General features: G+C 48.7%; 21 protein-coding genes and 1 pseudogene. 19 read left to right on the forward strand and 3 right to left on the reverse strand.

All coding sequences use genetic code 11. The features are described 5' to 3' along the window. Window positions 1-10: 10 nt before the first annotated feature. The 3 genes from MH144_RS02905 (at window position 11) to MH144_RS02915 (ending at window position 2,686) form a co-directional block, all read left to right on the forward strand. Entirely contained in the window at window positions 11-1,009 is a 999-nt protein-coding gene (locus tag MH144_RS02905; RefSeq protein ID WP_239297575.1) for a cysteine peptidase family C39 domain-containing protein, read from the forward strand. A gap of 18 nt (window positions 1,010-1,027) precedes the next feature. Continuing rightward, the gene (locus tag MH144_RS02910; RefSeq protein ID WP_239297576.1) at window positions 1,028-2,038 is read left to right on the forward strand and encodes a hypothetical protein; all 1,011 of its coding nucleotides are present in this window, start codon (window positions 1,028-1,030) and stop codon (window positions 2,036-2,038) included. A gap of 228 nt (window positions 2,039-2,266) precedes the next feature. Then, on the forward strand, window positions 2,267-2,686 hold the full coding sequence (locus tag MH144_RS02915) for a MarR family winged helix-turn-helix transcriptional regulator (RefSeq protein WP_239297577.1): 420 nt from the start codon (window positions 2,267-2,269) through the stop codon (window positions 2,684-2,686). Window positions 2,687-2,899: 213 nt separating this feature from the next. Here MH144_RS02915 and MH144_RS02920 read toward each other — a convergent pair. Next, window positions 2,900-3,508: pseudogene (locus MH144_RS02920) on the reverse strand (aldo/keto reductase); the annotation flags it as partial. A 33-nt stretch (window positions 3,509-3,541) separates the two neighbouring features. Between MH144_RS02920 and MH144_RS02925 the strand changes: the two are divergent. After that, a complete protein-coding gene (locus tag MH144_RS02925) occupies window positions 3,542-3,991 on the forward strand; it encodes a MerR family transcriptional regulator (protein WP_239297578.1) in 450 nt (149 codons plus the stop codon). A 390-nt stretch (window positions 3,992-4,381) separates the two neighbouring features. Further along, window positions 4,382-4,528: a hypothetical protein gene (locus MH144_RS02930; RefSeq protein ID WP_239297579.1), complete on the forward strand. Its 147-nt coding sequence runs from the start codon at window positions 4,382-4,384 to the stop codon at window positions 4,526-4,528. A 171-nt stretch (window positions 4,529-4,699) separates the two neighbouring features. Here the strand turns inward: MH144_RS02930 and MH144_RS02935 are convergent, their stop codons facing one another. Next, a complete protein-coding gene (locus tag MH144_RS02935; RefSeq protein WP_239297580.1) occupies window positions 4,700-6,298 on the reverse strand; it encodes a PucR family transcriptional regulator in 1,599 nt (532 codons plus the stop codon). Between the two features lie 274 nt (window positions 6,299-6,572). On the opposite strand from MH144_RS02935, the gene MH144_RS02940 reads away from it, so the two are divergent. The 14 genes from MH144_RS02940 (at window position 6,573) to MH144_RS03005 (ending at window position 23,193) form a co-directional block, all read left to right on the forward strand. Then, window positions 6,573-7,370, forward strand: a complete 798-nt coding sequence (locus MH144_RS02940) for an ABC transporter ATP-binding protein (protein WP_239297581.1) — start codon at window positions 6,573-6,575, stop codon at window positions 7,368-7,370. A gap of 30 nt (window positions 7,371-7,400) precedes the next feature. Further along, window positions 7,401-8,279, forward strand: coding sequence for an ABC transporter permease (locus tag MH144_RS02945; protein ID WP_239297582.1), 879 nt, complete (start codon window positions 7,401-7,403; stop codon window positions 8,277-8,279). Between the two features lie 26 nt (window positions 8,280-8,305). After that, a complete protein-coding gene (locus MH144_RS02950) occupies window positions 8,306-9,334 on the forward strand; it encodes an ABC transporter substrate-binding protein (protein ID WP_239297583.1) in 1,029 nt (342 codons plus the stop codon). Between the two features lie 62 nt (window positions 9,335-9,396). Next, on the forward strand, window positions 9,397-10,209 hold the full coding sequence (locus tag MH144_RS02955; RefSeq protein WP_239297584.1) for a cysteine hydrolase family protein: 813 nt from the start codon (window positions 9,397-9,399) through the stop codon (window positions 10,207-10,209). A gap of 21 nt (window positions 10,210-10,230) precedes the next feature. Further along, the gene (locus MH144_RS02960) at window positions 10,231-11,418 is read left to right on the forward strand and encodes an amidase (protein WP_239297585.1); all 1,188 of its coding nucleotides are present in this window, start codon (window positions 10,231-10,233) and stop codon (window positions 11,416-11,418) included. A 73-nt stretch (window positions 11,419-11,491) separates the two neighbouring features. Beyond that, a complete protein-coding gene (locus tag MH144_RS02965) occupies window positions 11,492-12,334 on the forward strand; it encodes a creatininase family protein (protein WP_239297586.1) in 843 nt (280 codons plus the stop codon). Beyond that, window positions 12,331-13,197, forward strand: a complete 867-nt coding sequence (locus MH144_RS02970; protein WP_239297587.1) for a fumarylacetoacetate hydrolase family protein — start codon at window positions 12,331-12,333, stop codon at window positions 13,195-13,197. Before MH144_RS02965 ends, MH144_RS02970 begins: the two co-directional genes overlap by 4 nt. A gap of 35 nt (window positions 13,198-13,232) precedes the next feature. After that, entirely contained in the window at window positions 13,233-14,249 is a 1,017-nt protein-coding gene (locus MH144_RS02975; RefSeq protein WP_239297588.1) for an ABC transporter substrate-binding protein, read from the forward strand. Window positions 14,250-14,298: 49 nt separating this feature from the next. Then, window positions 14,299-15,633: an FAD-binding oxidoreductase gene (locus MH144_RS02980; RefSeq protein ID WP_239297589.1), complete on the forward strand. Its 1,335-nt coding sequence runs from the start codon at window positions 14,299-14,301 to the stop codon at window positions 15,631-15,633. A 96-nt stretch (window positions 15,634-15,729) separates the two neighbouring features. Then, window positions 15,730-17,412 (forward strand): CocE/NonD family hydrolase, encoded by a 1,683-nt coding sequence (locus MH144_RS02985; protein WP_239297590.1) that lies wholly within the window; start codon window positions 15,730-15,732, stop codon window positions 17,410-17,412. A gap of 47 nt (window positions 17,413-17,459) precedes the next feature. Next, window positions 17,460-17,900: a cupin domain-containing protein gene (locus MH144_RS02990; RefSeq protein ID WP_239297591.1), complete on the forward strand. Its 441-nt coding sequence runs from the start codon at window positions 17,460-17,462 to the stop codon at window positions 17,898-17,900. Continuing rightward, window positions 17,897-19,225: an amidohydrolase family protein gene (locus tag MH144_RS02995; protein ID WP_239297592.1), complete on the forward strand. Its 1,329-nt coding sequence runs from the start codon at window positions 17,897-17,899 to the stop codon at window positions 19,223-19,225. The genes MH144_RS02990 and MH144_RS02995 overlap by 4 nt, the downstream gene beginning before the upstream one ends. A gap of 57 nt (window positions 19,226-19,282) precedes the next feature. Continuing rightward, the gene (gene ggt, locus MH144_RS03000) at window positions 19,283-20,863 is read left to right on the forward strand and encodes a gamma-glutamyltransferase (protein ID WP_239297593.1); all 1,581 of its coding nucleotides are present in this window, start codon (window positions 19,283-19,285) and stop codon (window positions 20,861-20,863) included. A 344-nt stretch (window positions 20,864-21,207) separates the two neighbouring features. After that, the gene (locus MH144_RS03005; RefSeq protein ID WP_239297594.1) at window positions 21,208-23,193 is read left to right on the forward strand and encodes a glycoside hydrolase family 127 protein; all 1,986 of its coding nucleotides are present in this window, start codon (window positions 21,208-21,210) and stop codon (window positions 23,191-23,193) included. Between the two features lie 143 nt (window positions 23,194-23,336). Here MH144_RS03005 and MH144_RS03010 read toward each other — a convergent pair whose 3' ends face one another. Then, the gene (locus MH144_RS03010; protein ID WP_239297595.1) at window positions 23,337-24,269 is read right to left on the reverse strand and encodes a response regulator transcription factor; all 933 of its coding nucleotides are present in this window, start codon (window positions 24,267-24,269) and stop codon (window positions 23,337-23,339) included. Between the last annotated feature and the right edge of the window lie 85 nt (window positions 24,270-24,354).

Raw genomic sequence — 24,354 nt, forward strand, 5'->3', positions numbered from 1 at the left:
GGAATTGATCTTGGCAGAATTACAGCTAAACAACCTGATGTTAAAGCGAGAGTCTAAATCATTTGTGGATAGCCTGCATGCTATATTAACCCATACAGGTCAGTTTCAAGGTGCTAAATATTTGCTCTCCGGGTATACAGGGATGGCTTTTAAACTTTCGGTGCATCGCAGGCTTCTTCCGATGTCGGTAACGGCGTATGGACAATGGGGAGAAGCACACCGCCCTGGAATTGACAACCTGGGAATATTCACAATCTGGGATGGAGGACGTACGCGCCATTCTACATTCGATTATTATCAGATGGATGCAGTGCAATGGGTAAAGCGAAGTCTGGACGAGGGAAAAGGAGTAATCTATTGGATTCCGGAGTTCGGGGTTATCCATGGATATGATGACGACGATGGTATCTTTTACTTACAAGATGGTTGGAGTAGGGAGCCTCAGATTTTGCTATATGACAATTTCGGGCTAAACTTCACAGGGTTCTGGTATTGTCAGATCTTTGGTGAGCAGATTCCAATACCCAAACAGGATATGTTGTTGGAATCCTTACGACTTGCTATCGAGGACTGGGATATCCCTTATCGCCTACTACCAGATCAAAACATCGCTTCTGGCCGATTGGCATATGACGTATGGGTGCAAGCTCTACGAAGTGGAGATTATGATCCAACGGGGGCAACTTATCTTTTAGAATCTTATTGTCAGTCTCGTGATGAAATTCGAATGTACCTGCAGGATATGCAAGGAATATGGGATGAGCTGGACCAAGCTTATTCATGTTATGACCAACTTGGAACGTTAATTCACCAGATGAGGGGATTCATGATTCAGCAGGAGGGCAAATGGACCCTAGAGCTGGACGCAGTGGACAAACTGGCACAAGTTCTAATGGAAGCAAAAGCACTAGAAGAGCAAGCAGTCCATTTTTTCCGCATGATATCCTTGAATTTCCCTGATCGTAAGCGCTCTACTGTGCCGCGATGGGGAGCGCACTCGGCAAGATAGGCAAAGGGAGGAAGGATAATGGCTACACAAGTTTATCTTGACCTGATTCAAGGCAAACAAGCCCAGTATTCTAAGGATCCGAACATTATAAGTAGCGGTTCCTATGCAGATGTGATGCACCGTATTTTATTACATAAGATGTGGACGGATTTCCCGCGTCACATGATTGCGGGCATGACAGCAACTGTGTTTCGGTTGGTCGTAGATCGGCATCTGACCGAAGAATCAATCTCAGCCTACAACTGGATGGCAGAGAACTTTGTAGCTGCTGATTTTATTGGAGTAACGGCCAGTCAGGCAGCAGGGTTTTCATTTGCACCGACGTTTCCTTTGTATCAAAAGCAGGCATTGGTGGACATTAAGTCATCCATTGATCGGGGTGTGGGGGCCATAGTATGGCATGACCAATTTGTTATTGCTGCCGGGTATGATGATGTGGAGCAGGTTTTACTCATCTGTAACAGCGAAGGCCGTGACGTTACTCGTTTGCCTTACGATTCTTTTGGGCGAAATAGTACGCCTTATTGGTATTATCAAGTGCTTGAATCCTGTAGAACGGTAGATGTATGGGAGGTCTGCAAGGAGTCGTTGATTCAGGCTGTATACAAATGGGAAACTCATGACTACATGCTGCCACCTCAAGATTATGCCTGCGGAGCTGCTGCTTACTCTGCCATTGCTACAGCACTGGAAACAAGGGTTTATGATCCGAGGCAAGCTGCTACTGTCCTGCGATATTATTGCAAATCAAGAGAGAATATTGCCTTCTATATTACAAAGCTTGGATACCTCTCTGACCACATGGTTCAGGTCATACAAGAATATACGTCGTTGTCAGATCTTTATTTGGAGATGATTGGTTGGGTTGACCAGTTCAACCTATGGGATGTAAAAGAACCGGAGTGTGTACAGTCTGTGATAGCGCTTCTCCATCAAGCGAGAGAAACGGAACAACGTGCCATTGATGCGATTAAACAGGCTTTTCCTGAAACCATAGCCAATCGCTTTAAAGATGTTGGACTGAGATAGCTGTGTCATCATGCTGTGAAGAAAAACCGAACCGAGCTCATTAAAGCTTGGGAGGTTTTTTTGCGTTTATCTGGGATCCGAAGTAATAGAATGTGGAGATTTTTTATGTTATTAATAACAAGAAGTTTTGATGCTGAGATTGGTCTGAAATTGACAAAAGTACATATAACAAGTAATATTTAAATAGAGAATCTTAAAATTGAGATATATAAAATGGAGTGAGAAACAATGAATAATTTCCGATATCAAGCATGTCTTCATTTCATTCAAATGTCAAAAATGATTCAGGACCAATTTCGGAGCGAGTTAAAGAAAGCAGATCTTAATTTCACGGAACTTTCTGTGTTAGTATCGCTTGAACATGAAGAAAAACAAGCCATTCAACAAATTTCTCAAAGTGTTTCTTTGACTAGTGGTGCTTTGACGTATATCTTGGACAAATTAGAGAATAAAAAGTTGCTAGCTCGGATCCCTTGTCATTCAGATCGCAGAGTAATATTTGTACAACTAACGGATAAAGGCAAACACTTAGTAGATTGTATACTTCCCAATCTGTATAACTTGGCTGATATTCAGTTCAATTCATTAACAATGGATGACGCTGATAAACTTGAAAAGTTGGTAACGAATATGGGGACCGTCGGTTAATACATCGAGCATATGGTTTAGATCGGTTTGGTACTTGCATGGTGAAAACTTGTGGGATATACAACCCGAACCGCGAAACACAACAAGGCTATGAGGATGTAGAATTTTTCAATTACGAGTCCTGAAATAGTCTGCTTTTGAATCGGATGGTGAAGAAAAACGAAGAATGTTGATCTGACAGATCAACATTCTTTTTGCACATTACAATAGGGTTTACAGATCAATCTTCCAGTTTCCCATCATCTTGGCGACTTCCGGATCGTGATACGATAAGAAAAGACTCTTCCGAGTATCAAGGGCCGTAATCTGTTCAATATCCTCGGTACTGAGCTCAAAATCGAAGATGTTGAAGTTTTCGACAATCCGCTCTTTTTTTACTGATTTCGGAATGACAACGATCCCACGCTGCACAAGCCAGCACAGCACGACCTGCGCGACAGACTTCCTGTGTTTTGCAGCAATGGATATCAGCACTTCGTTACCAAACATGTTATTAAGCCCTTCAGCGAACGGAGCCCAAGACTGATGTTGAACTCCTTGTTCTTTCATAAAGGTGGCACTCTCGGTTTGGTGATAGAACGGGTGAGTTTCGATCTGGTTAACAGCTGGGACGATTTCATTGTGCACGATAAGGTCCATCAGACGGTCAGGCAGGAAGTTACTAACACCGATCGCCTTGATTTTACCTTCATGGTACAGTTCTTCCATTGCACGCCAAGCGCCGTAGTAATCACCAAACGGCTGGTGTATTAGATATAAATCGAGATAATCCAACTGTAGCTTATTTAAGGATTTGGTAAAAGTTACACGAAGGCAAGCATACTTCGAATTTATATTTTTCAAGGAGGTCTTCTCATGCACACCGTCAAAGAGGCCGCGCAGATAACAGGACTCACCGAGCACGCGATTCGCTTTTATACAGATAAAGGCTTGGTGCCAAGTGTACAGCGCAATCAGAATAATATTCGAATGTTTGACGAAGAATCAATCAACTGGTTACATGGCATCAAATGTCTCAAACAATCCGGGATGCCGATTGAAAACATTAAATTGTATGTTGATTACTGCCTTGAAGGAGATTCAACTATCCCACAACGTTACACACTCATGATGGAGCATAGAGAAGCAGCTCTTGCTAAGTTTGAAGAAGCCAAACGGCATTTAGCTCATTTGGAAGAAAAGACTGCTCTATATCAAGCAATATTGGAGAACCGAGCCCTGGACACAACCAATCCCGCTAACTGGGATCGAATTAAACATATGCATGGAGACGTATTTTACGCTTCCTCTGCTGGTGAGGTTTAAGAGATAAAAGGATGATCAGGATATTCCAAAAAAACCTACCTGCAGTCCGATCAGGCTTGGAGAAGATTGGGCATATTTGACGGTAGCCAAGGCGGAGGGGAATGAAATGTGGTTTTGCTCCTCTAATTCTAGCAGTGTAGTTTGCCGGAAGAGGCCAAATGACGGAGTTATAGTCTGCAGCTTTATTTTCCGTGCCTAATAGTTTGTTTATTTAAAATTTTAAAAATACCTTTACAATAATTTACAGTAAGTTATAATACAATCACCAGGTGGGTTACTTAACAATAAAAGCGAAATATTGTAATTTCACTTTTCACAGTCATGTAGTAACCCTCGGCTCGTCAAAGTTTTGAACTGCTAATTACATAATAAGATATTGGAGGTATGGCTATGGTCAAGAAGAAAATATCCACAACCCTCAGCGCAGCTTTAATCGTTTCTATGCTGGCTACTGGCGTTATAGTCGCTATCCAAGGTAAAGCAACATTAGAGGTAGCGAAGACAGCAGGGGATAAAAAGGTTGAAGTAATTAAATGAATAAACCAGGTGCGACTCTAGTAGTCCCAATTAGGAGTATTTGAAGCACCTGATGTGTAATTAAACGAAGTTAAAAAACACCAAAGTGGTAGCAGCTATGAATAGTAAGTGAACAAACACAGTAAATTTATTAACCTCAGCTGGTTTAATCAAGCTGAGGTTTTCCCTTTTTCAAGTTTGTCTCTCGGGCGACATCATACGTCTAAACATAAGTCCCAGCTTTAACAGCAGCAGGTGATCGGTATTCTTCAAATCCAGATGCAGCAGCCCCGAAATTTTCTCCAACCTATACAGCACTGTGTTGCGATGGATAAATAGCTCACGTGCAGTATCATTCACTTGGCCGTTGTTGGCGAAATAGGCCTCAAGGGTGTGCATCATCTCGCTATTGTATTCCTCCTCTTTGTCCTGCATTGGACGGAACAAATAAGAGCAATACCTGACCATGACCTCCTGTGGAATATGCTTGAAGAGATAAATGAATTCCAGGTCAGCAAACATGACAACCGGTTCACTTAAACCAAGCTCCGTACTGATTCTCTCAGCCTCCCCGCACTCCCGGAACCCGTCGATGAACTCCTCCATACCCGTTCTCACTTTACTGATAAAACATGTCCTTGTTCCGTGGTCCCATGAATGCATCAAATCCGCATACAAACGTACCGAATCCTCATACTTCCTTCGATCCTTGGCCTCTTCTTCTAGAAGGGGGAAGAGTGAATATATGCGGTTCATCACATAAAAATGATGGGATTCCAAGGAGGACGTTTTGGGATGGTCCTGAAGCCTATTCTGAATCTCCCTCAGTTTGCGCCTCTGACTTTCATGGTCCCAAGCATCCACTCTTGTGGAAGATACCATGCATACGTAGGGCGTGCTCCAAAATGTGCTTCCCAAGGCTTCGGCAAATTCAAGCACCGTTTTCAGAGAGGCGTTCCCCTTTAAGTAACGTTCCATGGCCGTGCCAAGACGACTGCCTGCCGCAGTAGCCTCCTGATTCTGGATGACCTCCAGGTGATAGGAAAGAATCACGGCAGCTTGGTGAAAAAGGCCTTCCATTTCATGTGCTTCCAGAAGATTTTCAGTTTGAATCAGCAAGTAACCGTATGATGTTCCGTTTTTCAGCAGGGGGACCCGGTACAGCAGGTTGCTCGCCGACTTGTAAAACCGATTGTCCTGATTCCAGGGCCAATCGCTCAACAGCTCCATATCGGAACAGCGGGTCATGTTATACAAGGTCTGTCCTTCAGAGGTAACGATGGCTAAAGGAACCCCTAAAATGCTTGTGATACTTTGAAAATAATTGGTGTACTCATCCGCCTGCATCGCAAAATCAACCAACTTCTTCTGTGTTTCAAGCAATTCATTCAGCCGGCGGGTATCGCGTTGGAACTCGGATTGGTAGAGAGCGGTGATCTGCTCGGAGAAGGTGAATTGAAAGGGAAGCTCAATTAGGGGCAAGCCCAGCCGATCGGCTTCCAGCAGGGCAATCTCTGGTATTTCCGCCCAGTATCGACCAAGCTTAATGCCAAGCCCGGAGGCACCACGTTCATTCAGCTTTTGTAGCAAATTTACAAATTCCTCGGGTGAATCCCTAATCGCATACGCTGTAGTCAACAAGAGTTCCCCTTCTTTCATCCAGTTGATCACATCCGGCGCATCCATCAAATTGATGGAGCTAATCGTTCGGGAAATTCCTTTTTTACCGGCTGCCAACTTCCCTTCCGATAATGGGTACACCGCCAACGCATCTTCTATAGTTAAATGCATATCAATCATTCCTCCTAAACGATACATATTTGAATCAGGTACCGGACACGACGTAACTTTTTTAGCAATTATATAGGGTCTGGTCGAGATCCTGCAATCCCTTTTGTTACATATATGTCATATAAGTTAACTCTTAAGTGTGGGTTGTTCTGTTTTTAAACCAACAGGAAGCGTATACCGTTAGATAAAAAACCAAATTTGTGTCAGGTATATTTACATACATATTTTTTGGCTTTATGATAGGACACAACTTCAAAGAGAAGAGGGGATTCAGATGCAGCTCACCCAAAATCAACAGGCAGCAGCCCAAAAGGATAGTCGTTCCATGCTTGTTATCGATGATGTCGGCAAAATCTACCCCAATGGCACTGTAGCTGTGCAGCATGCGAATCTGCATGTAGGGGAAGGGGAATTCCTGTGTTTTGTCGGCCCTTCCGGTTGCGGGAAATCTACCATTTTTAATATGATTGCCGGTTTGACGGAACCGACCTCCGGTCATCTGACCGTGCTGGGTACTTCCCCAAAGGAAGCACGTAAACAGAATGAAATTGCCTTTGTATTTCAGGAGCATACCCTGCTCCCGTGGGCCAAGCTTATTGATAATGTTACCATGCCTCTTACTTTGCGTGGCGTATCCAAAAAGGAGCGGGTTGCCGAAGGGGAGCGGGTTCTAGAGCTGGTAGGCCTGAAAGATTATATGAAGGTGCTGCCACGTGAGTTGTCAGGCGGAATGAAGATGAGGGTATCTATTGCACGAGCGTTGATATCTCGTCCCAAGCTGCTGTTAATGGATGAACCGTTTGGCGCCCTTGATGAAATTACTAGGCAGACGCTGCAGAATGAACTGCTAAATATTTGGGAACAGGACAAGAAGATGTCGGTTCTGTTCATTACGCATAACGTGTTCGAAAGTGTGTTCCTATCAACAAAAGTCGTGGTGATGACGCCTCGTCCCGGTAAAATTTCGGATTTCATTGATATTCCGTTTGCCTATCCGAGGGATGATGAATTCCGGACCCAGCCTGAATTCGGTGAATATGTACGCAGCGTATCCGCTGTACTGAAACATTGATAGCCAGAAACGAGAGGAGAGGGAAGCAACATGGAAGAGATGGTAGCTAATCCAGCTGTTGAAACGACACCAGGTATCCGAGCTTCTGGAAAGGATAATGCCCGCAGCCATCATCCGGCAGAAGAGAGCCCAGTCATTGGACTGCTGAAAAAAATTCTGCCGCCAATCGTCGTGTTTGTCCTGTTTATCGGCGGATGGGAATTAATCGTGCGGATACTCGGAATGCCCCCATATATCTTGCCCAAGCCATCCGATATTGCCGCAGCCGCTGCTGAGAACAGCGCAAATCTGATTATGTCGGTAAGCACAACCATTGTGGAGGCGTTGATCGGTTTTACGATCAGTGTAGTGCTCGGTATTTCATTGGCCATTCTACTGGCCCTGTCCAAAACAGTGGAAAAAAGCGTATATCCCTACGCTATTATCCTACAGACTATTCCAGTCGTTGCGGTAGCGCCAATCATAGTGATCTGGTTCGGAGCGGGAATAAATGCCATTGTGATCATTTCATTCTTAATCAGCTTTTTCCCGATTTTATCGAATACGCTGATCGGATTGAACTCAACGGATCAGAACATGAAGAATTTATTCTATTTGTACAATGCAAGCAAGCTGCAAACCATTTGGAGACTGAGATTTCCGGCGGCACTTCCGTACATTATGGCAGGACTGAAAATTTCATGCTCCAGTTCGGTTGTCGGAGCAATCGTGGGTGAATACATTGCAGGCATTGGTGGTGGACAGGGCGGACTTGGTTACGGGATTACCGTTGCTGCAACCCGTCTGCAAACTCCTTATCTGTTCGCCTGCGGTTTAGCAGCATCCGCTCTAGGAATCGCATTTTTCCTGATTATCAACATGGTGTCGAACAAACTTTTGAAGTCCTGGCATGAGTCAGCAATGAAATGATACCAGAACCGGGGGAGAGATCCAACATGTCCAAACATCATATGAACTTTCGTTACAAGAGATGGCTGCTGTCTGCTGCTTCTTTGATCCTAATGCTTCTGAGCGCATGCTCCAATTCCTCCGCTCTTGAATCCGGCGCCCCAGCGAGAGGGGAAACCGCTACAGATTTGAAGCAGGTGAAACTGATCGAGGGCTGGTACGCCAAAGGGGAGGATGGAGGTTATTTTGCGGCATTGCAACAGAACTATTATAAGGACAAAGGGATCGACATGACGATTCAGCCGGGAGGACCCGAGGTGTCAACCATGCAGCTTGTCGCTGCAGGCAAAGCTGAATTCGGTATCTCTTATGCGGATGAAATTTTGAAGGCGCGGGAACAGGGGATCCCTGTTGTCGGTATCCTTGCCGGTTTTCAAAGCACACCGCAGGTTCTGATGTACCACAAGGGGGAGAACATTCAGGATTTCACAGACCTGAACGGCAAAACCGTATACATTGGTACAGCGGTGCCTTACTGGGAATATATCAAGAGCCAATACAATCTGACAGAAGTCAAAGAAATGAAGTATAACGGGCAGCTTGTCAATTTTATCAATGACCCCAGTTCGCTCAATCAGGGTTACATCACGAATGAACCTTACGCGCTTGCTCAGCAGGGGGTTGAGGTGGACTATCTGAAAATTGCCGATTCCGGTTATGCGAATTATGCAGACGTTCTTTTTACGACGGAAGATTACCTCAAGGAGCACCCTGATGTCGTTGAAGCCGTAGTGCAGGCAAGTCAGAAAGGTTGGAGCTATTATCTAGACAACTATGAAAAGGTAAACCCGTTTATTCAAACCTATAATCCCGATATGACGGTAGAAGCTATGAATTACGAGGCAGTACAGGAAAAACCCTTTATTCTTAACAAGGATTCCGAAGCAAATGGTATTGGTTACATGACAAAGGAACGCTGGAACACCCTGCAGGATCAGATGATCAAGGGTGGAGGATTAACGAAGGCACTAGATGTTACCAAGGCATTTACAACGGAGTATCTGATGAAGCCATAAACCTGACCAAAAGTATTTTAAGCTTCAAATCAGAAATTTCAGAAAAAATGAGGGGACTTAATATGTTCAAACTTGGAAATCGAAAGAGCTATTGGCAAGTGTCCGAAACGCTGGTGGATCTAAGGCGAACGCAAAAGTACGGCAAGTCAGTAACCCTCCCTGCACAGCCGCAGGAAGTCATATTTGATCTCGAACATACCGCAGTCATTGTCATCGATATGCAGAATGATTTCTGCACACCGGGTGGATGGCTGGATTCCATTGGGGTCGATACCTCGCCGCTCCTTAACCCGATCAGCCGGCTGAACCGACTCATGCCCGAGCTGCGCAAAGCGGGAGTGCCTGTTATTTGGGTGAACTGGGGTAACCGGGAAGACCGAATGAACGTGCCGCCTTCCGTGCTCCATGTGTACAATTCGGATGGACGGGGCAACGGCATCGGGGACCCGCTACCGGGAAACGGCTCCAAGGTGCTGGAGAAAGGCAGTTGGGGAACGGCGATTGTTGATGGCCTGGACTCATCCCCCGATGATATCTATGTGGATAAATACCGCATGAGCGGGTTTTGGGATACACCACTGGACAGTATTCTACGCAATCTTAATATTCAAACGGTGTTGTTTGCCGGGGTAAATCTCGATCAGTGTGTCATGCATACACTGCAGGACGCGGCTTGTCTCGGATATGACGGCATACTTCTGGAGGATTGCTCGGCAACAAGCTCCCCAGATTTCTGCATAGAAGCGACATTGTACAATATCAAGCAATGTTATGGCTTCGTTACAGATTCCACTTGGTTGGTACAAGAACTGAACGGGGGAGCGACTCCTATAGAGAGAAACACCTCGGAAGAGCTGGCATCGTTAGAAGGCTGAGCGGAAGGATGGGATGAAGCAATGAAGGACCAATGGAACGCCATTGTCAACCAGGTGAACGTTGAACCGACAGGACAGGGTAGGATGAACGGACTCAGCTTTATGGTCAAGGATGTGTTTGGCGTCCGTGGCCATACAAATAGCGCGGGTAATCCATGTTGGCTCCAGACGCATGGGCCGGCGGCGGAACACGCAGAAACGCTCAACCTGCTATTGCAGCAAGGAGCTAGGCTAACGGGGATGACGCATACGGATGAGCTGATGTTCAGCTTGAATGGCGAAAATGTCCATTATGGAACACCAGTGAATCCGAGGGCCCTCGATCGTATTCCTGGCGGTTCATCGAGCGGATCGGCGGTTGCCGTCGCCGCCGGGCTTGCTGACTTCTCTCTTGGAACGGATACGGGAGGATCGGTACGGGTGCCATCTTCGTACTGCGGAATTTATGGAATGCGTCCATCGCATGGCATGGTCTCCGAGAAAGGCGTTATCCCGCTCGCTCCCAGCTTCGACACCGTCGGCTGGATGGCACGCGATCTCGAGACGCTGTGCCGGGTAGGTGGAGTGCTTCTGCCGCAGACAGAGTCTGGTACCGGATTTAGCCGGGTGCTCATCAGTGAGGAGGCGTGGGAGCTTGCTGACACGGAGAGCATAGATGCGCTTGCCCCTTACCTGAAGTTGCTGTGCGGCCTGGCTGCGAGCCATGAAACGGTTCGCATCGCCCCGCAGGGTCTACCTGAATGGATGACCATGTTCAGGACGATCCAAGGCTACGAAATATGGCAGGAGCATGGGGCGTGGATTGAACGTGAGCAGCCGACCTTCGGACCAGATACGGCCGGGCGATTCTCCTGGGCAAGCACTATTGAACGTGCTGATCAGGAGAAGGCAGCCAAACGCCGAGTAGAGGTGTGCAAGCACATGACTGACCTGCTCAGAACGGATTCAGTGCTTGTGATTCCGACGACGACTGGAGTGGCCCCGAAGCTGGGGCTAGGAGGACCTTTAAATGAAGAACGAAGAGTGAAAACGATGAGTTTGACCTGCATTGCCGGCTTGTCGGGTCTGCCGCAGATTACAATCCCTGCTGCCGAGGTACTGGGATGTCCGGTCGGTATTTCTATCATCGCCGGTCCGGGACAGGATCAACGTCTGTTGGAATGGGTCGCATCCCTTTTTCCAGCATTAAATTCAGCAGTAAAAGGATAAGAGCCTCATTCAATATATGGACATTAAGCTACTGGAAAAAAACATTAAAGCCTCAGGAGAAAGGGTGTCGGTTATGTTTCAACGATATGAAGGAACTGCGTGGGAGGAGCGATTTTTGCCCCGTCTGACAAGCAAACAGGTCAAAGAACTGCCGAAGGATAAGGCTCTGGTTATTCTGCCGGTTGGAGCTGTGGAGCAGCATGGACCCCATCTGCCTGTATACACGGACACTCTGATTGGAGAAGCGACATTAACACAAACGCTGGAGCGCGTGCGGCCGGATAAGGAAATCTGGCTACTGCCTCCGGTCTCGTATGGCAAAAGCAATGAACATATCGGGCTTCCAGGAACCATTTCATTATCTGCGAGCACACTGCATGCCATCATGCTGGACATTGCAGAAAGTCTAAAGGCCAGTGGTTTTCGCAAGCTGCTGTTGTTTAATACCCATGGTGGCAATGTGGATTTGCTGAATACTGTATCACGAGAAATACGGATCAGAACAGGGATGATGGTTTTCTATCTCAGTCCCAGCAGTCTGAATGTGGCGGAGGATCTACTCTCTTCCGAGGAACTGGAATTCGGTATTCATGGTGGCGATTATGAGACTTCACTCGTAATGTCCATCAAACCGAACTGGGTGAAGGAGGAGTTCCTTGTCAAAGAGCTTCCTGATATGTCCTCATACCGCTTTCTTACATTAGAAGGGAAAATTCGCTTCGCCTGGAAGATGGCTGATATCTCCGCTACCGGCATTGCTGGTGATGCTACGACGGCCACGCCTGAGAAAGGCAGCATTATTCAGGATAGAATCTCAACGATTTTGTCGGAGGCGCTGGAGGAACTGTGTGATTTTGAAATCACCGATGTCCGCGGGACTGAACCGGTTCAGCAGCCAGCAGGAAGCACCCCGTGAAGCTCGTCAGTCTAATACACGGCGATGGTGAACGGGCAGCGATTGAGCATGAAGAACGATTCTTCCTTCTGGAAGAGATCAACAGGGCGGAAGGAAGCGCATGGGGCACCTCCATTATGGAGATTTTGCAGCAAGGCCAGCTAGAGGAGCTTGTCCAGTGGTATCAGAAGCACGGGGACAGAACAGTTTCATCAATCCCTTTCATACCTCCAGAGGGTGCCATCCCTGCTCCTCTCTTCCGCCACCCTCGTAAAATATGGGGAATTGGCATGAATTATGTGCAGAAAGCGATCGATCTCGCATCTACTCCTCCAGAGCGTGAGCCAGTCTGCTTCATGAAGCCGGACTCAAGCCTGATCGGGCCGGAAGAGTATATCCAGCTGACGGCTCAGGATGTGAATGTGACATCAGAAGCAGAGCTTGGCATTATCATCGGTCGAACCTGCAAAAATGTGCCGGAAGAACATGCACAGGAGGTCATTGCTGGTTTTGCCGCAACGCTGGATATGACAAACCAGGATATTCATGCACGGAACCCCAGATTCCTGCAGCGATCCAAGGTATTCGATACATTTTTTAGTCTTGGACCACAGCTATTAACACCTGACGAAATAGGCGATCTGCAGAGCCTCGTCGTTGAAACTGTGTTGAATGATGAGGTTATTCATAGCAATACAGTGTCTCGCATGATGTATCATCCATGGTTCATTGTCTCGTATTTTTCACAGATGATGACTCTCCATCCGGGAGATGTGATCATGACGGGCACACCCGGTTCCGTCCGGATTCAGCAAGGAGATGTCGCTGAATGTAGAATCAGTGGCTTTATGACTCTCCAAAATCCGGTAGCAGAAGTAGAGTAAATCATCCGTAATTTTCCTTGGGGAGTGGTAATGAGATGAACAAGTACAGACAAAAAGGAACTGTAGTTTTACTGGCAGCATTGTTTTCCTTATCCACATTGCTGGCGGCTTGCGGGAATCAGCCAACTGCTCAGAATGCCGCTGCTACGGGGGGAAGCGAGGAACTCACGGCAATTACACAGGTGACGAACTGGTTTGCACAGGCGGAGCACGGGGGTCTGTATGCGGCAAAGGAACAAGGATATTACAATGAGGCTGGTCTCGATATGACCATCCAGGCAGGTGGGCCGCAGGTGTCTCCAACACAGATCGTAGCTTCCGGCAAGGCGCAGTTCGGACTTGCTACGGCGGATCAATTGCTGGTCGCTCGTGAAGAAGGAATCCCACTTGTAGCGATTGCGACGATATTCCAGAAAAGCCCGCAGGGACTTATGGTTCATGCCAACCAGAACATGTCCTCCCTGGCCGATTTGAACAACCGCTCTGTTTACGTGGGGACGGGCTCGGTATTCTGGGATTTTGTAAAGAGTAAATACCAATTGGGTAACGTGAAGGAATTGGCATATACCGGTTCTCTAGCTCCTTTTGTAGCCGATGAAACGGTTGCTATTCAGGGATATGTAACCAGTGAGCCATATGAGATGAAGCAGCAGAATGTAGACATTGATTTTCTGCTACTGGCGGATGCCGGTTATAACCCGTATTCCAATGTGCTGTTCACCACAGAGCAGTATATTAAGGATCATCCTGATATTGTGCGTGGTTATGTCGAGGCTTCGATGAAGGGCTGGGATTATTACAAGACCAATTATGATACCGTGAATGACGTCATTTTAAAGGAAAACCCGGATTTTACGAAAGAAAAGCTGAACTATGCCGCTGAAGCGCTTATCCCGTTCGTATACGAAGGTGATGCGGCGGAACACGGTGTTGGTTACATGACGGAGGAACGCTGGGCGGAGCTTGGAAAGCAGCTAAAGGAGATTGGGGCATTGAAAGAGGAGCCTGATGTCAGCAAGGTATTTACGGATGAGTTCATGCCAAATTCCTAAGAAATTCCTTTAAGGAGATCAGTATTACAACATACGGGAGGGGAACCGAATGAATGAACATTGGATAGCCGTATTGAAAGAACGCATGGACCCGGAATTGCTGCAGTGGGAGGAGGCCTCGCTTGCCAAATATTCGATGGATTATCATCACTTCTCTCCTGTGCTGGCCAGTCAGCTGCAGGGTAAGGTCGCCGAGTGCATTGCCAGTCCGCGCACCGAGCAGGAGCTTGACGATCTGCTCTCCATTGCAGCAGAGCTGGGAGTTCCGCTGACCATCAGGGGTAACGGCACCGGCAACTACGGCCAATGTGTTCCGGTCACAGGCGGAATCGTCCTGAATCTGGCCAAGTACAACAAGGTGCTCGAAACGGGAGATGGCACGATGCGGGTCCAGGCCGGGGCTAGACTCGGAAAAATGGAATCCACTGCCCGCAAGGCAGGTTATGAGTTGCGTACGATGCCTTCCACCTTTCAGTCAGCGACGATCGGCGGTTTTTTATGCGGCGGTTTTGGCGGCATCGGTTCAATCAGCTGGGGGACGATCTGGGATGGGCTGGTACGTTCTCTAAAAATCAAGACCGTTGAGGTTCATCCCCGTACCATTGAGCTCCAGGGGGGCGAGGTGCTGCCTTACCTGCATACTTACGGTACAATCGGCATTTTGTCCGAAGTGGAGATCAATCTGGCTCCCCGAGTGGAATGGATGCAGTGGGCAGTAACCTTTGACAGGTTTGAACAGGCTTTTCGCTTCGGGCAAACGGTTGCTGAGGACACTTCCTTGGTGAAAAGGCTAATCTCCATCCATGAATGGCCTGTTCCGTCCTATTTTCTTCCGCTTGATCTCCCCGCTGGCCGTGCTGTCGCATTACTTGAAGTGGATACAGCCAACGAATCCCAACTTGAACGCATCATATCGGAATATGAAGGTCACTTGGCGATGAAAGTTTCTGCCGAACAGTACCACAAGGGTGTAGGGGTCTCCGATTTCACATGGAATCATACGACATTGTGGGCGCGCAAGGCAGACCCGGGCTTGACCTACCTGCAGCTGAATTTTGAACCATCCAGTGCCCTCGAGCAAATCTCGTCTATGAAAAAGGAATATCCGGAAGTGATGAATCATATCGAGTTTGCCAAGCAAAACGGAAATATGCTGATCTCCGGCCTACCGCTGGTTCCCTTCACAACGGAGGAAAGCCTGAATCAGCTGATGGAACGTTACGAGGAAAACCGGGTTATCGTCAATAATCCGCATACGTGGGATTTGAAGGAAGGCGGGCGATCATACGCCCATGATCGTTTGTGGGAAATCAAACACTGCAACGACCCAAAGGGAATTTTGAATCAGGAAAAATTAAAGCGTTCGGCTGTTAGCGGCGTCTGATCACCGGGTGACGGGAGAATGGTCCACACAGCAGCAGATAACGTACCTTACGGATTCTTATAGTAAATCCGTATCTACAGCAAAGGAGCGAGTCGCATGAAATTTGGAAATGTGGTCATCCGCCGAAAGGTTCCTTGCACGATGCGTGACGGTGTAACGTTGTATTCAGATATATACATGCCTGACGAGACAGGGGAATATCCTGTGCTGCTAATGCGCCAGCCCTACGGACGGTCGATTGCCTCTACCGTTACGCATGCCCATCCCGTCTGGTATGCAAGTAAGGGATATATCGTGGTAATACAGGACGTTAGGGGACGGGGAGAGTCGGAAGGCGAATTTCATCCGTTTGTTCAGGAAGCAGAGGACGGGTTGGATACCATTGAATGGGCAGCAGGTCTGTCCGGATCGACCGGAAAAGTAGGCATGTACGGTTTCTCTTATCAAGGCCTAACACAATGGGCAGCGGCTTCCCTTCATCCCCCTGCGCTTAAGGCGATTGCACCGAGCATGTGTCCAGCAGACATGTATCATGGTTTATTTTATCCGCATGGCTCCTTCGCACTTGGCAATCATTTGCCGTGGGCTTTCCAGCTGGCTCGTGACTCGGCGCAACGGGCGGGTGACTTCGATACGGCCGAGCAATGCTCACAATTGATGCGCAGCCCCGAGGAGATGCTCTGGAAAATGCCATTGAATAAAAGACATCCGATTCTGGAGCAATACTTTCCGGCATTTTATGATTGGATCGATCATCAAGCGTACGATGAGTACTGGGAACGGATGAACTGGATCGACGAGATCGCCCGGGAGCCGGTGCCGGCTTTGCATATTGGGGGCTGGTATGACGGTTTTCTCATGGGTACGTTGCAGTCGTTCGAGGCTCTGCAAGCTACTGCCACATCGGATTGTTTTCATCGGCTCATTGTCGGCCCTTGGGCCCATATTCCATGGGGGCGCAGAGCGGGGGGAATTGATCATGGCGAGCAAGCGGACGGTGGTCATCATCTGGAGCAGCTGCGCTGGTTTAATTATTGGCTGAAGGGCAAGGAAGACATGGAATTGTCTGGTGAACTGCCGATCCGATATTTTGACCAATTGAACCATGAATGGCATACGGCTGAACAGCTGCCTCCTGTATTTCAGGATGGGCCCTCTCCGACCGAATGGTTTTATCTGTCGGGGTCACAGACCCCGGCGAACGGTGCGACAGGAGGGGGAAGACTCGAAAAGCATAAGGAAGATGTGGAGGAGGCTGTGCCGGATGTATTCGTATATGACTCACGTCTGCCGATGCGTCTGGACTCTTACCTGCCAACCGACCGATTTGCCATTCAGGAACGCCAAGAGATTCTGGTATATACGGGAGGACCGCTTGCTGAGGATATCCCGATTTTCGGGTCCCCGGAGTTGTCCGTGCAGTACCAAACATTGGGAGGTCCGACGGATCTGGTGGCCATCCTCACGACCGTATCCGAGAAAGGGACGGCCCGGCTGCTGAGTGTGGGCCGCACGGAAGTCTGCAGTGAAGGAGCAGATGCTTCCAATGAATGGAGAACGGCGCGTATCCGGCTGCGTCCCATGGCGGCAACACTGCCAGCTGGCTCGTATATCCGGCTTGAGTTGACAGGTAGTGCCTTCCCGTTATTCTCCCGTCATCCGAACGGTGTCTTGGATGAGACGAACAGCACGGGAACAGACGGGTTGAAGATTGCCACCACGGCTATTCGCAGTACAGAACAGGACCTTTCCTGTTTAAAGCTGCCGCTCAAAAGATGAAAAGCGAAGCATAAATAAAAAATCAATCAAAGTGAGGTTGAATGTATATGGTGAACATTCCAGGTCTGGTTGCTGGTAACTTTGAGAGTTGTCCCGTTCACAAAATTTCCGCACAGGATACAAACAAGTTCATTTTACTGTGCGACAGGGAGCAGGTTCCTTTCACTTCATTTGTGGAGATCTTCGAAGTTGGGGGCAGAACTCCATCCAATGAACACCGGGAGGCTTATGAATATTTTTATGTGTTAAAAGGGGAGGGACTTGCCAAAGTTGGAGACGAATATGAGACTCCGATCCGCCAAGGCTCATTCATTATTATTCCGCCGGGCAACCATCACGATATTATCAACACGGGCAGCACACGCCTGTATTGTCTGACGACCATGGTACCGGACGAAATGTTCTCGGATATGATCAAAGCAGGTCCGGCCACCGAGCTTGACGAGGAGGATCTGGCCGTGCTTCAGGCGCTGGCTACGGCACAATGAGTGCAGAGCTGCGTTTCATTAATGTATGCCTTCCGCACCTTGAAGACCTCGGTCTTTATGAACTAAAGGCGGAGGACGGGAAATGGGTTAGCATCCGTCTGCAGGATCGCTTCCTTGATGCACGGGAAAGCGGTGCTTCCCGTCCGATGGTCCCGCATCAGGCCGGACCGGATCTGAAACGGCTCGTAGACGCGGATTGCATCGATCTGCAGGGCGGCATGATGCTGCCTGGCCTGGTTGACTGTCATATGCATCTGGATAAAGCCTTTTCGCTCGAGCAGGTGTCGAACCGATCCGGCACACTTCATGAAGCCATTCTTAATTACAGTCAGGCTGTACAGACATTCAGCAAGGAGCAGCTAGCGGAACGCATGCTGGCTGCAGCCAGGATGGCACTGAGCTACGGGACCACGACCATAAGGAGCCACCTTGACTTCCCTGTTCATCTGGGGAAAGAGGTGGCCTTTCGGACGATTGAGGCAGCCTTGGAGGTACGGGAGAAGTTGAAGGGCAGTATGGCTATCCAATATGCGCTTATGGTTCCGTTCCGCGGCAATCAAGAAGCTGCGGATGAGGCAATCGAGGAAGCACTGCGGATGGGGATTGATGTACTGGGTGGAGCCCCTCATCTGGCAGACGACCCTGAACTGGAGATTGGCAGGGTTTTTCGATTAGCGGAACGTTTCGGGGTACCCATTGATCTGCATGCAGATGAAAGTGATCATCCTGGAAAAAAAACCGTGCTGAGCATAGCAGAGCATACGATTCGCTACGGTTATCAGGGCAGAGTGACGGCAGATCATCTGTGCTCGTTGTCCGCAATGACGGAAAAAGATGCACAGCATGTGATAGCGAAGATGAAGGAGGCCGGTCTGAACGCAGTAACGCTGCCTGCGGTGAACCTGTATCTTCAGGGACGGGAAGATCGTGGGCTGGTAAGACGGGGCACAACACGAATTTGCGAGCTGCTTGCAGAAGGCATTCCACTCGCTGCGGCTTCCGACAATATTCAAGACCCGTTCCATCCGTTCGGCCGCGGGGATCTGATACAGATTGCCCAAATCACATCATATGCGGCTCATATGGGCAGTGAACGAGATTTAGTGCACCTGCTGCGGATGATTACGGATATACCTGCTGTAATCACAGGCTGCGATGAGTATGGAATAGTGGAAGGGCATGATTGCAACTTTGTTATAACGGATGCTTCGGATATCACGCAGCTGCTATCAGGCACAAAAATGAGTCGCTGGGTGTATGCCTCCGGGAGATGGCAGTCTGCTTTGCATACAGCTCAGACATTCGCATCTGAAATGGTAACATGATTGGCAACAAACAGGAATTACTGTCAGTTGAACATAGAAGAGAAAGAGGGTGGCAAGATGGTTGCACAAGTCACAGGCACACAGACAATGGTAGTCAGTCCTCACTCTTTAGCCAGCGCTGCAGGAGCGCGTATTTTGCAGCAAGGAGGTAACGCCTTTGATGCCGCAGTGGCGGTGAGCGCCTGTCTTGCCGTCGTATACCCACATATGACGGGACTGGGAGGCGATTCCTTCTGGCTAACCTATAGCACCAAAGAGAAAAAAGTCAGGGCGTATAACGCGAGTGGACGTTCGGGCAGCCGGATTACCGCCGCCAGCTTTGCGGGCGAATCAGCTATCCCACAGCGTGGTCCCCGAAGCGTCATTACCGTGCCGGGAATGGTGGACGGCTGGGATGCCATATTGCAGGAATATGGCTCGAAGACACTGGCAGAAGTGCTTGAGCCCGCGATCCGTTATGCGCTGGAGGGTTTCCCGCTGTCGCCGGATCAGCATGTCAATACGGCCGAGCGTTTCGATCTGCTCGCAGCTTATCCGCAGACAGCCGCCATCTATCTGCCCGGAGGCAAGGTCCCGGAGCAAGGCAGCCGCTTTGTGCAGTCTGATTTGGGAAACAGCCTGCTGCAGGTTGCGGACCAGGGCCGAGACGTATTTTATTCAGGCAGTATTGGTCAAGAGATTGTTCGCTCACTTAAGGAGCAGGGCGGTCTGCTGACACTGGAGGACTTTGCGAGGCACAGAGGTGAATGGGTGGAACCAGTCATAGGGAGTTACCGAGGGCTTGATCTTTATCAGGTCCCTCCGAACTCACAGGGCTTTACCGGTATAATGGGGCTTCAAATTCTAGAACAGTTTGATTTGGAAAGTATAGAGCATGGTTCCTATGAGTACTATCACCTGCTTGTGGAGGCACTGAAGCTGAGCTTCCGTGACCGCGATCGATATTTGACAGACCCGCAATTTTCCTCCATCCCTCTGGACCGGCTGCTATCCAAATCCTATGCCGCGAAGCTGGCGGCCTGCATCGATATGGAGCGAGCCCTGCCGATGGATACCCAGCCGGTAGGCCATGATACGGCATATGCGGCGGTAGTAGACAGTGAGGGCAATGCCGTTTCATTTATCCAAAGTCTCTATTTCGAGTTCGGATCGGCTGTCGTTGGGGGAGACACGGGTATACTGCTGCAGAACCGAGGCTCGTTCTTCTCCCTTGATCCGTCACATGTGAACAGGCTCGAACCGGACAAAAGAACCTTTCATACCCTGATGCCGGCAATGGCTTGCCGAGATGGGAAGCCATATATTTTGTACGGTACCCAGGGAGGAGAAGGTCAGCCCCAGACACAGACGGCGCTGCTGACCCGCATGGTGGATTATGGCATGGCCCCCCAGACCGCTGTGCGGGAACCTCGCTGGGTGTGGGGAAGAACATGGGGAGAGGCAACACAAGAATTGAGAGTGGAGGGCCGAATCGCGGAAGAAGTGCAGCAGCGTTTACGGCTGGCCGGACACAAGGTACAAAAAGTTGAAGATTTTGCTAGAGTCATGGGGCATGCACATGCCATTATGATCGATGACAATGGCTTCCTGCTCGGGGGCACAGACCCTCGCTGCGATGGTGCGGCTATCGGATGGTAAAATTGAACCAGGTGAAAGGTCTGGGTGCATACCGCCCAGGCCTTTATTCTTACATAAGACACAACTAAGCTGCGACCGTTTCCCGTTAGCCTACTGGGGAACGGTCGTTTATTTTCTTCTTAGTTCGAACCAACTCCACCCCAAAAAGGACAGGAGCAGGTTAAAAAACTTTTGAAGAACTAGAGTTTATGTTAATGGTAGCAGTTGTTAACCACTATTGGTATTCGCATTGCTGATGCAGTCGTACGAGGTTGTAATTATGTAAATTTCAGTTGGAATTGATGATTTCACCCTGATGTAATGATTTGTAAAATAGGCTTATTAAAGAACAAGGAGAGGTTCACATGACAAAGCCAGACGTCCCGCACCATCCGCAGACATCAGGTTATAGCCATAAAATCAATGATCCATTCTGGTCGCATTATATTGAACTTGTCCGCAACGTGGTTGTTCCTTATCAATGGGAAGCGCTCAATGACCGTATCGAAGGAGCTGAACCAAGCCGGGCTATTCGGAATTTCCGCATTGCTGCAGGGGATGAAGAGGGCGTTCATTTTGGCATGGTATTTCAGGATAGCGATGTTGCGAAATGGATTGAAGCAGCATCTTATCTGCTCTCCGCGAAGCCCGACCCGGAACTGGAAGTCCTCGTGGATTCCGTTATTGTGACCATAGCTCGGGCACAGCAAGCCGATGGTTATTTGAACACGTACTTTACCCTGCGTGAACCTGGGGCGCGCTGGACGAACCTCGCCGAGTGTCATGAACTCTATTGTGCAGGACATATGATTGAGGCTGGTGTGGCGTACTATCATGCCACGGGCAAGCGCAAGCTGCTGGATGTGGTTATTCGCCTGGCGGATCATATAGGCACCGTGTTTGGTACAGAGCCGGGACAATTGCCAGGTTATGATGGACATCAGGAGATTGAACTTGCACTCTTCAAATTGTATGAGACGACAAAGGAAGAGAAATATCTGGAACTGAGCCGTTATTTTCTGGATCAGCGGGGAGCGAGTCCGCATTTTTTTGTAGAAGAATGGGAGCAGAGGGGCCATACCATACATTTTGGCGAGTTGGACATGGTTCACCGTCACACGTACTCCCAGTCCCATCTGCCCATTAGGGAGCAGTCGACAGCAGAAGGTCATGCGGTTCGACTGGTTTACATGTGCGCGGCTATGGCAGATGTAGCTGCGAAGACGGAGGATATACCGCTGAAAGAAGCCTGTGAACGGTTATGGAGCAACATCGTAAGCAAGCGAATGTACATTACGGGAAGCATTGGTTCATCAGCCAAAGAAGAAGCATTTACAGGCGATTATGATCTACCGGGAGATACGGCCTACGCAGAGACCTGTGCCTCAATTGGCTTGATCTTTTGGGCGAAGCGCATGCTTCAGATGGAGCAGGATAGCCGGTACGCAGATGTTATGGAGCGGGCCCTGTACAATACGGTGATTAGTGGAATGTCCCTGGATGGTCAACGTTTCTTCTATGTGAATCCGCTTGAAGTCGATCCGGAGATTCAACGTGTGAATCCTAATTATGCCCACGTGCGAACACGCCGGCAAGGGTGGTTTGGTTGTGCCTGCTGTCCGCCGAACATTGCGCGATTAATTGCCTCATTGGATCAATATGTATTTACCCCGGTTGTGGAACAGGCTACGTTGTATGTGCAATTGTACATCGGAGGGGAAGGGGGATTCACACTTCAGGGTAGGAGAGCAGCCCTAACCATGGACTCTGACTATACCTCCACCGGAGATGTGAAACTGATCGTTCGGCCCGATTCCCCAGAGGGAATGCAGTTTACGATAGCTCTGAGAAAGCCGGACTGGTGCAAGATTCCCGAGCTGTGGATTAATGGGGAGAAGACCGAACAGGAAGGGTTTATTTTTGAATGCGGTTACATAAAAGTGACCCGTACGTGGAGAGCTGGTGATGAGATCAAGCTTCACTTCCCAATGGAGTTGCTGCGTATGAGTGGGCATGATCACATCAAAGCCACTTTCGGAAAAGTAGCCATCCAGCGGGGACCGTTTATGTACTGTCTCGAAGAAGTCGACAATGGCCGAGGATTGCATCGCATTCAGCTGCCCCGTGATGCCGAGTTTCATATCGGTAGCGAGGAACGGATGCCTCTGGGGGTTCCGGCACTTACAACCATTGGGCAGCGCATAGTATCCCATGAAGACTGGGGAATACATCTGTATCGCAGTGATGTTCGCTGGGATACACAGCCTGCCGAGCTTCGGTTCATTCCATACTTCACTTGGGCCAATCGGGATGAAGGAGAAATGAGCGTTTGGATTCGGGAGAGCGAATAAGAAGAAGACTACTAGTGCTGCTGTAAAAAGGTAGGCAAAAAGGAAAGCGCCCGATAGACCCAGAATGCGCGCTGCAGGATAACGCGATCTTTGGTGAGCGGACACTTCATATTTTTCACGGCAACAGTTCTGATTGAGTCAGTCTATTTATCTGAGTTGGTAAACTTGCTGCGGAAGTTGGAAGGAGAGATGCCCTCTTTTCTCGAGAAACAGGAAGAGAAGTAGGATACATGATTGAAGCCGATCTCTTCGGCGATGCGAGCAACAGACCAGGCGGTTTGCAGCAGCAGCTTTTTGGCCTGTTCGATTCTGTAATGCAGCAGATATTCCATGGGGGTCATGCCATACACTTTCAGCATGCTGCGTGCGAGATAGTTTGGATGGTAGTTAAGTTCCTTTTGCAGGATCGGATTGGAGATCGGTAGCGGGTAATTGTGGCGGATGTAGAGCTCAACTTTCTCGGCAATCCGGATGGCAGCAACGTCGGACAGTGAAGACAGCCCGAGGTCCAGATGCTGCATAAATTGCTGGAAGGTCGCCTGTCGTTTCCAATTGCGCATGGACTGAGGCTCCTGATCAAGCTGTGAGAAATGCTCCAGCAGTTCCATGTCTTTGGATGCAATGTGCAAATGTTTGGGAATGAAAATGGAACAGACATCACAGTGGTTCAGATATGCGCTCACCTTATGTGTCTCAATTAATTCGGTTTGATTGGCGAGGCATTCGTCCATGTTGGCAGACTCTCTCCAGCTGCCATAGGTTTGAAAATGAATCCAGATCATTTCCGTTTCCGCCTTACAGGCTGCGCTGCCGTAATGGTGTCCATCCGGCTTAAGGATCAGTGCTTCTCCTTGGTTCAGAAGCCATTCTGTCCCGTTCTCGTTAATGGCAAGCGAACCGCGTGTAACGACAATTAGATCAAAGACACCGATGTCACTGCGGCTAATGTGATATTCACCGGCTTCGTAACAGGCACGTCCGCAATCAATAAAATAGGGAATGGGCGGGGTGATGAAATGAAGGATGGGCGAGTCCAATCCGGCACCTCCGAACAGGTTGAAATATTTAAAATTCATGTTGGCATCGAGCATTTATTTTTTATGATACAGCAAGTAACATAGAAAATAAAGCGCTTACGAAGTTCAGTTTTTTACTCTGAAC

The organism is Paenibacillus sp. ACRRY (assembly GCF_022346995.1).
Taxonomy (GTDB): Bacteria; Bacillota; Bacilli; order Paenibacillales; family Paenibacillaceae; genus Paenibacillus.

Coding starts and splice junctions, on each gene's coding strand:
- MH144_RS02980 (WP_239297589.1), top strand. CDS start 14,299: ATGAATGAACATTGGATAGCCGTATTGAAAGAACGCATGGACCCGGAA.
- MH144_RS02925 (WP_239297578.1), top strand. CDS start 3,542: ATGCACACCGTCAAAGAGGCCGCGCAGATAACAGGACTCACCGAGCAC.
- MH144_RS02975 (WP_239297588.1), top strand. CDS start 13,233: ATGAACAAGTACAGACAAAAAGGAACTGTAGTTTTACTGGCAGCATTG.
- MH144_RS02945 (WP_239297582.1), top strand. CDS start 7,401: ATGGAAGAGATGGTAGCTAATCCAGCTGTTGAAACGACACCAGGTATC.
- MH144_RS03005 (WP_239297594.1), top strand. CDS start 21,208: ATGACAAAGCCAGACGTCCCGCACCATCCGCAGACATCAGGTTATAGC.
- MH144_RS02940 (WP_239297581.1), top strand. CDS start 6,573: ATGCAGCTCACCCAAAATCAACAGGCAGCAGCCCAAAAGGATAGTCGT.
- MH144_RS02910 (WP_239297576.1), top strand. CDS start 1,028: ATGGCTACACAAGTTTATCTTGACCTGATTCAAGGCAAACAAGCCCAG.
- MH144_RS02950 (WP_239297583.1), top strand. CDS start 8,306: ATGTCCAAACATCATATGAACTTTCGTTACAAGAGATGGCTGCTGTCT.
- MH144_RS02960 (WP_239297585.1), top strand. CDS start 10,231: ATGAAGGACCAATGGAACGCCATTGTCAACCAGGTGAACGTTGAACCG.
- MH144_RS02955 (WP_239297584.1), top strand. CDS start 9,397: ATGTTCAAACTTGGAAATCGAAAGAGCTATTGGCAAGTGTCCGAAACG.
- MH144_RS02930 (WP_239297579.1), top strand. CDS start 4,382: ATGGTCAAGAAGAAAATATCCACAACCCTCAGCGCAGCTTTAATCGTT.
- MH144_RS02985 (WP_239297590.1), top strand. CDS start 15,730: ATGAAATTTGGAAATGTGGTCATCCGCCGAAAGGTTCCTTGCACGATG.
- MH144_RS02990 (WP_239297591.1), top strand. CDS start 17,460: ATGGTGAACATTCCAGGTCTGGTTGCTGGTAACTTTGAGAGTTGTCCC.
- MH144_RS03010 (WP_239297595.1), bottom strand. CDS start 24,269: ATGAATTTTAAATATTTCAACCTGTTCGGAGGTGCCGGATTGGACTCG.
- MH144_RS02915 (WP_239297577.1), top strand. CDS start 2,267: ATGAATAATTTCCGATATCAAGCATGTCTTCATTTCATTCAAATGTCA.
- MH144_RS02965 (WP_239297586.1), top strand. CDS start 11,492: ATGTTTCAACGATATGAAGGAACTGCGTGGGAGGAGCGATTTTTGCCC.
- MH144_RS02935 (WP_239297580.1), bottom strand. CDS start 6,298: ATGCATTTAACTATAGAAGATGCGTTGGCGGTGTACCCATTATCGGAA.
- ggt (WP_239297593.1), top strand. CDS start 19,283: ATGGTTGCACAAGTCACAGGCACACAGACAATGGTAGTCAGTCCTCAC.
- MH144_RS02995 (WP_239297592.1), top strand. CDS start 17,897: ATGAGTGCAGAGCTGCGTTTCATTAATGTATGCCTTCCGCACCTTGAA.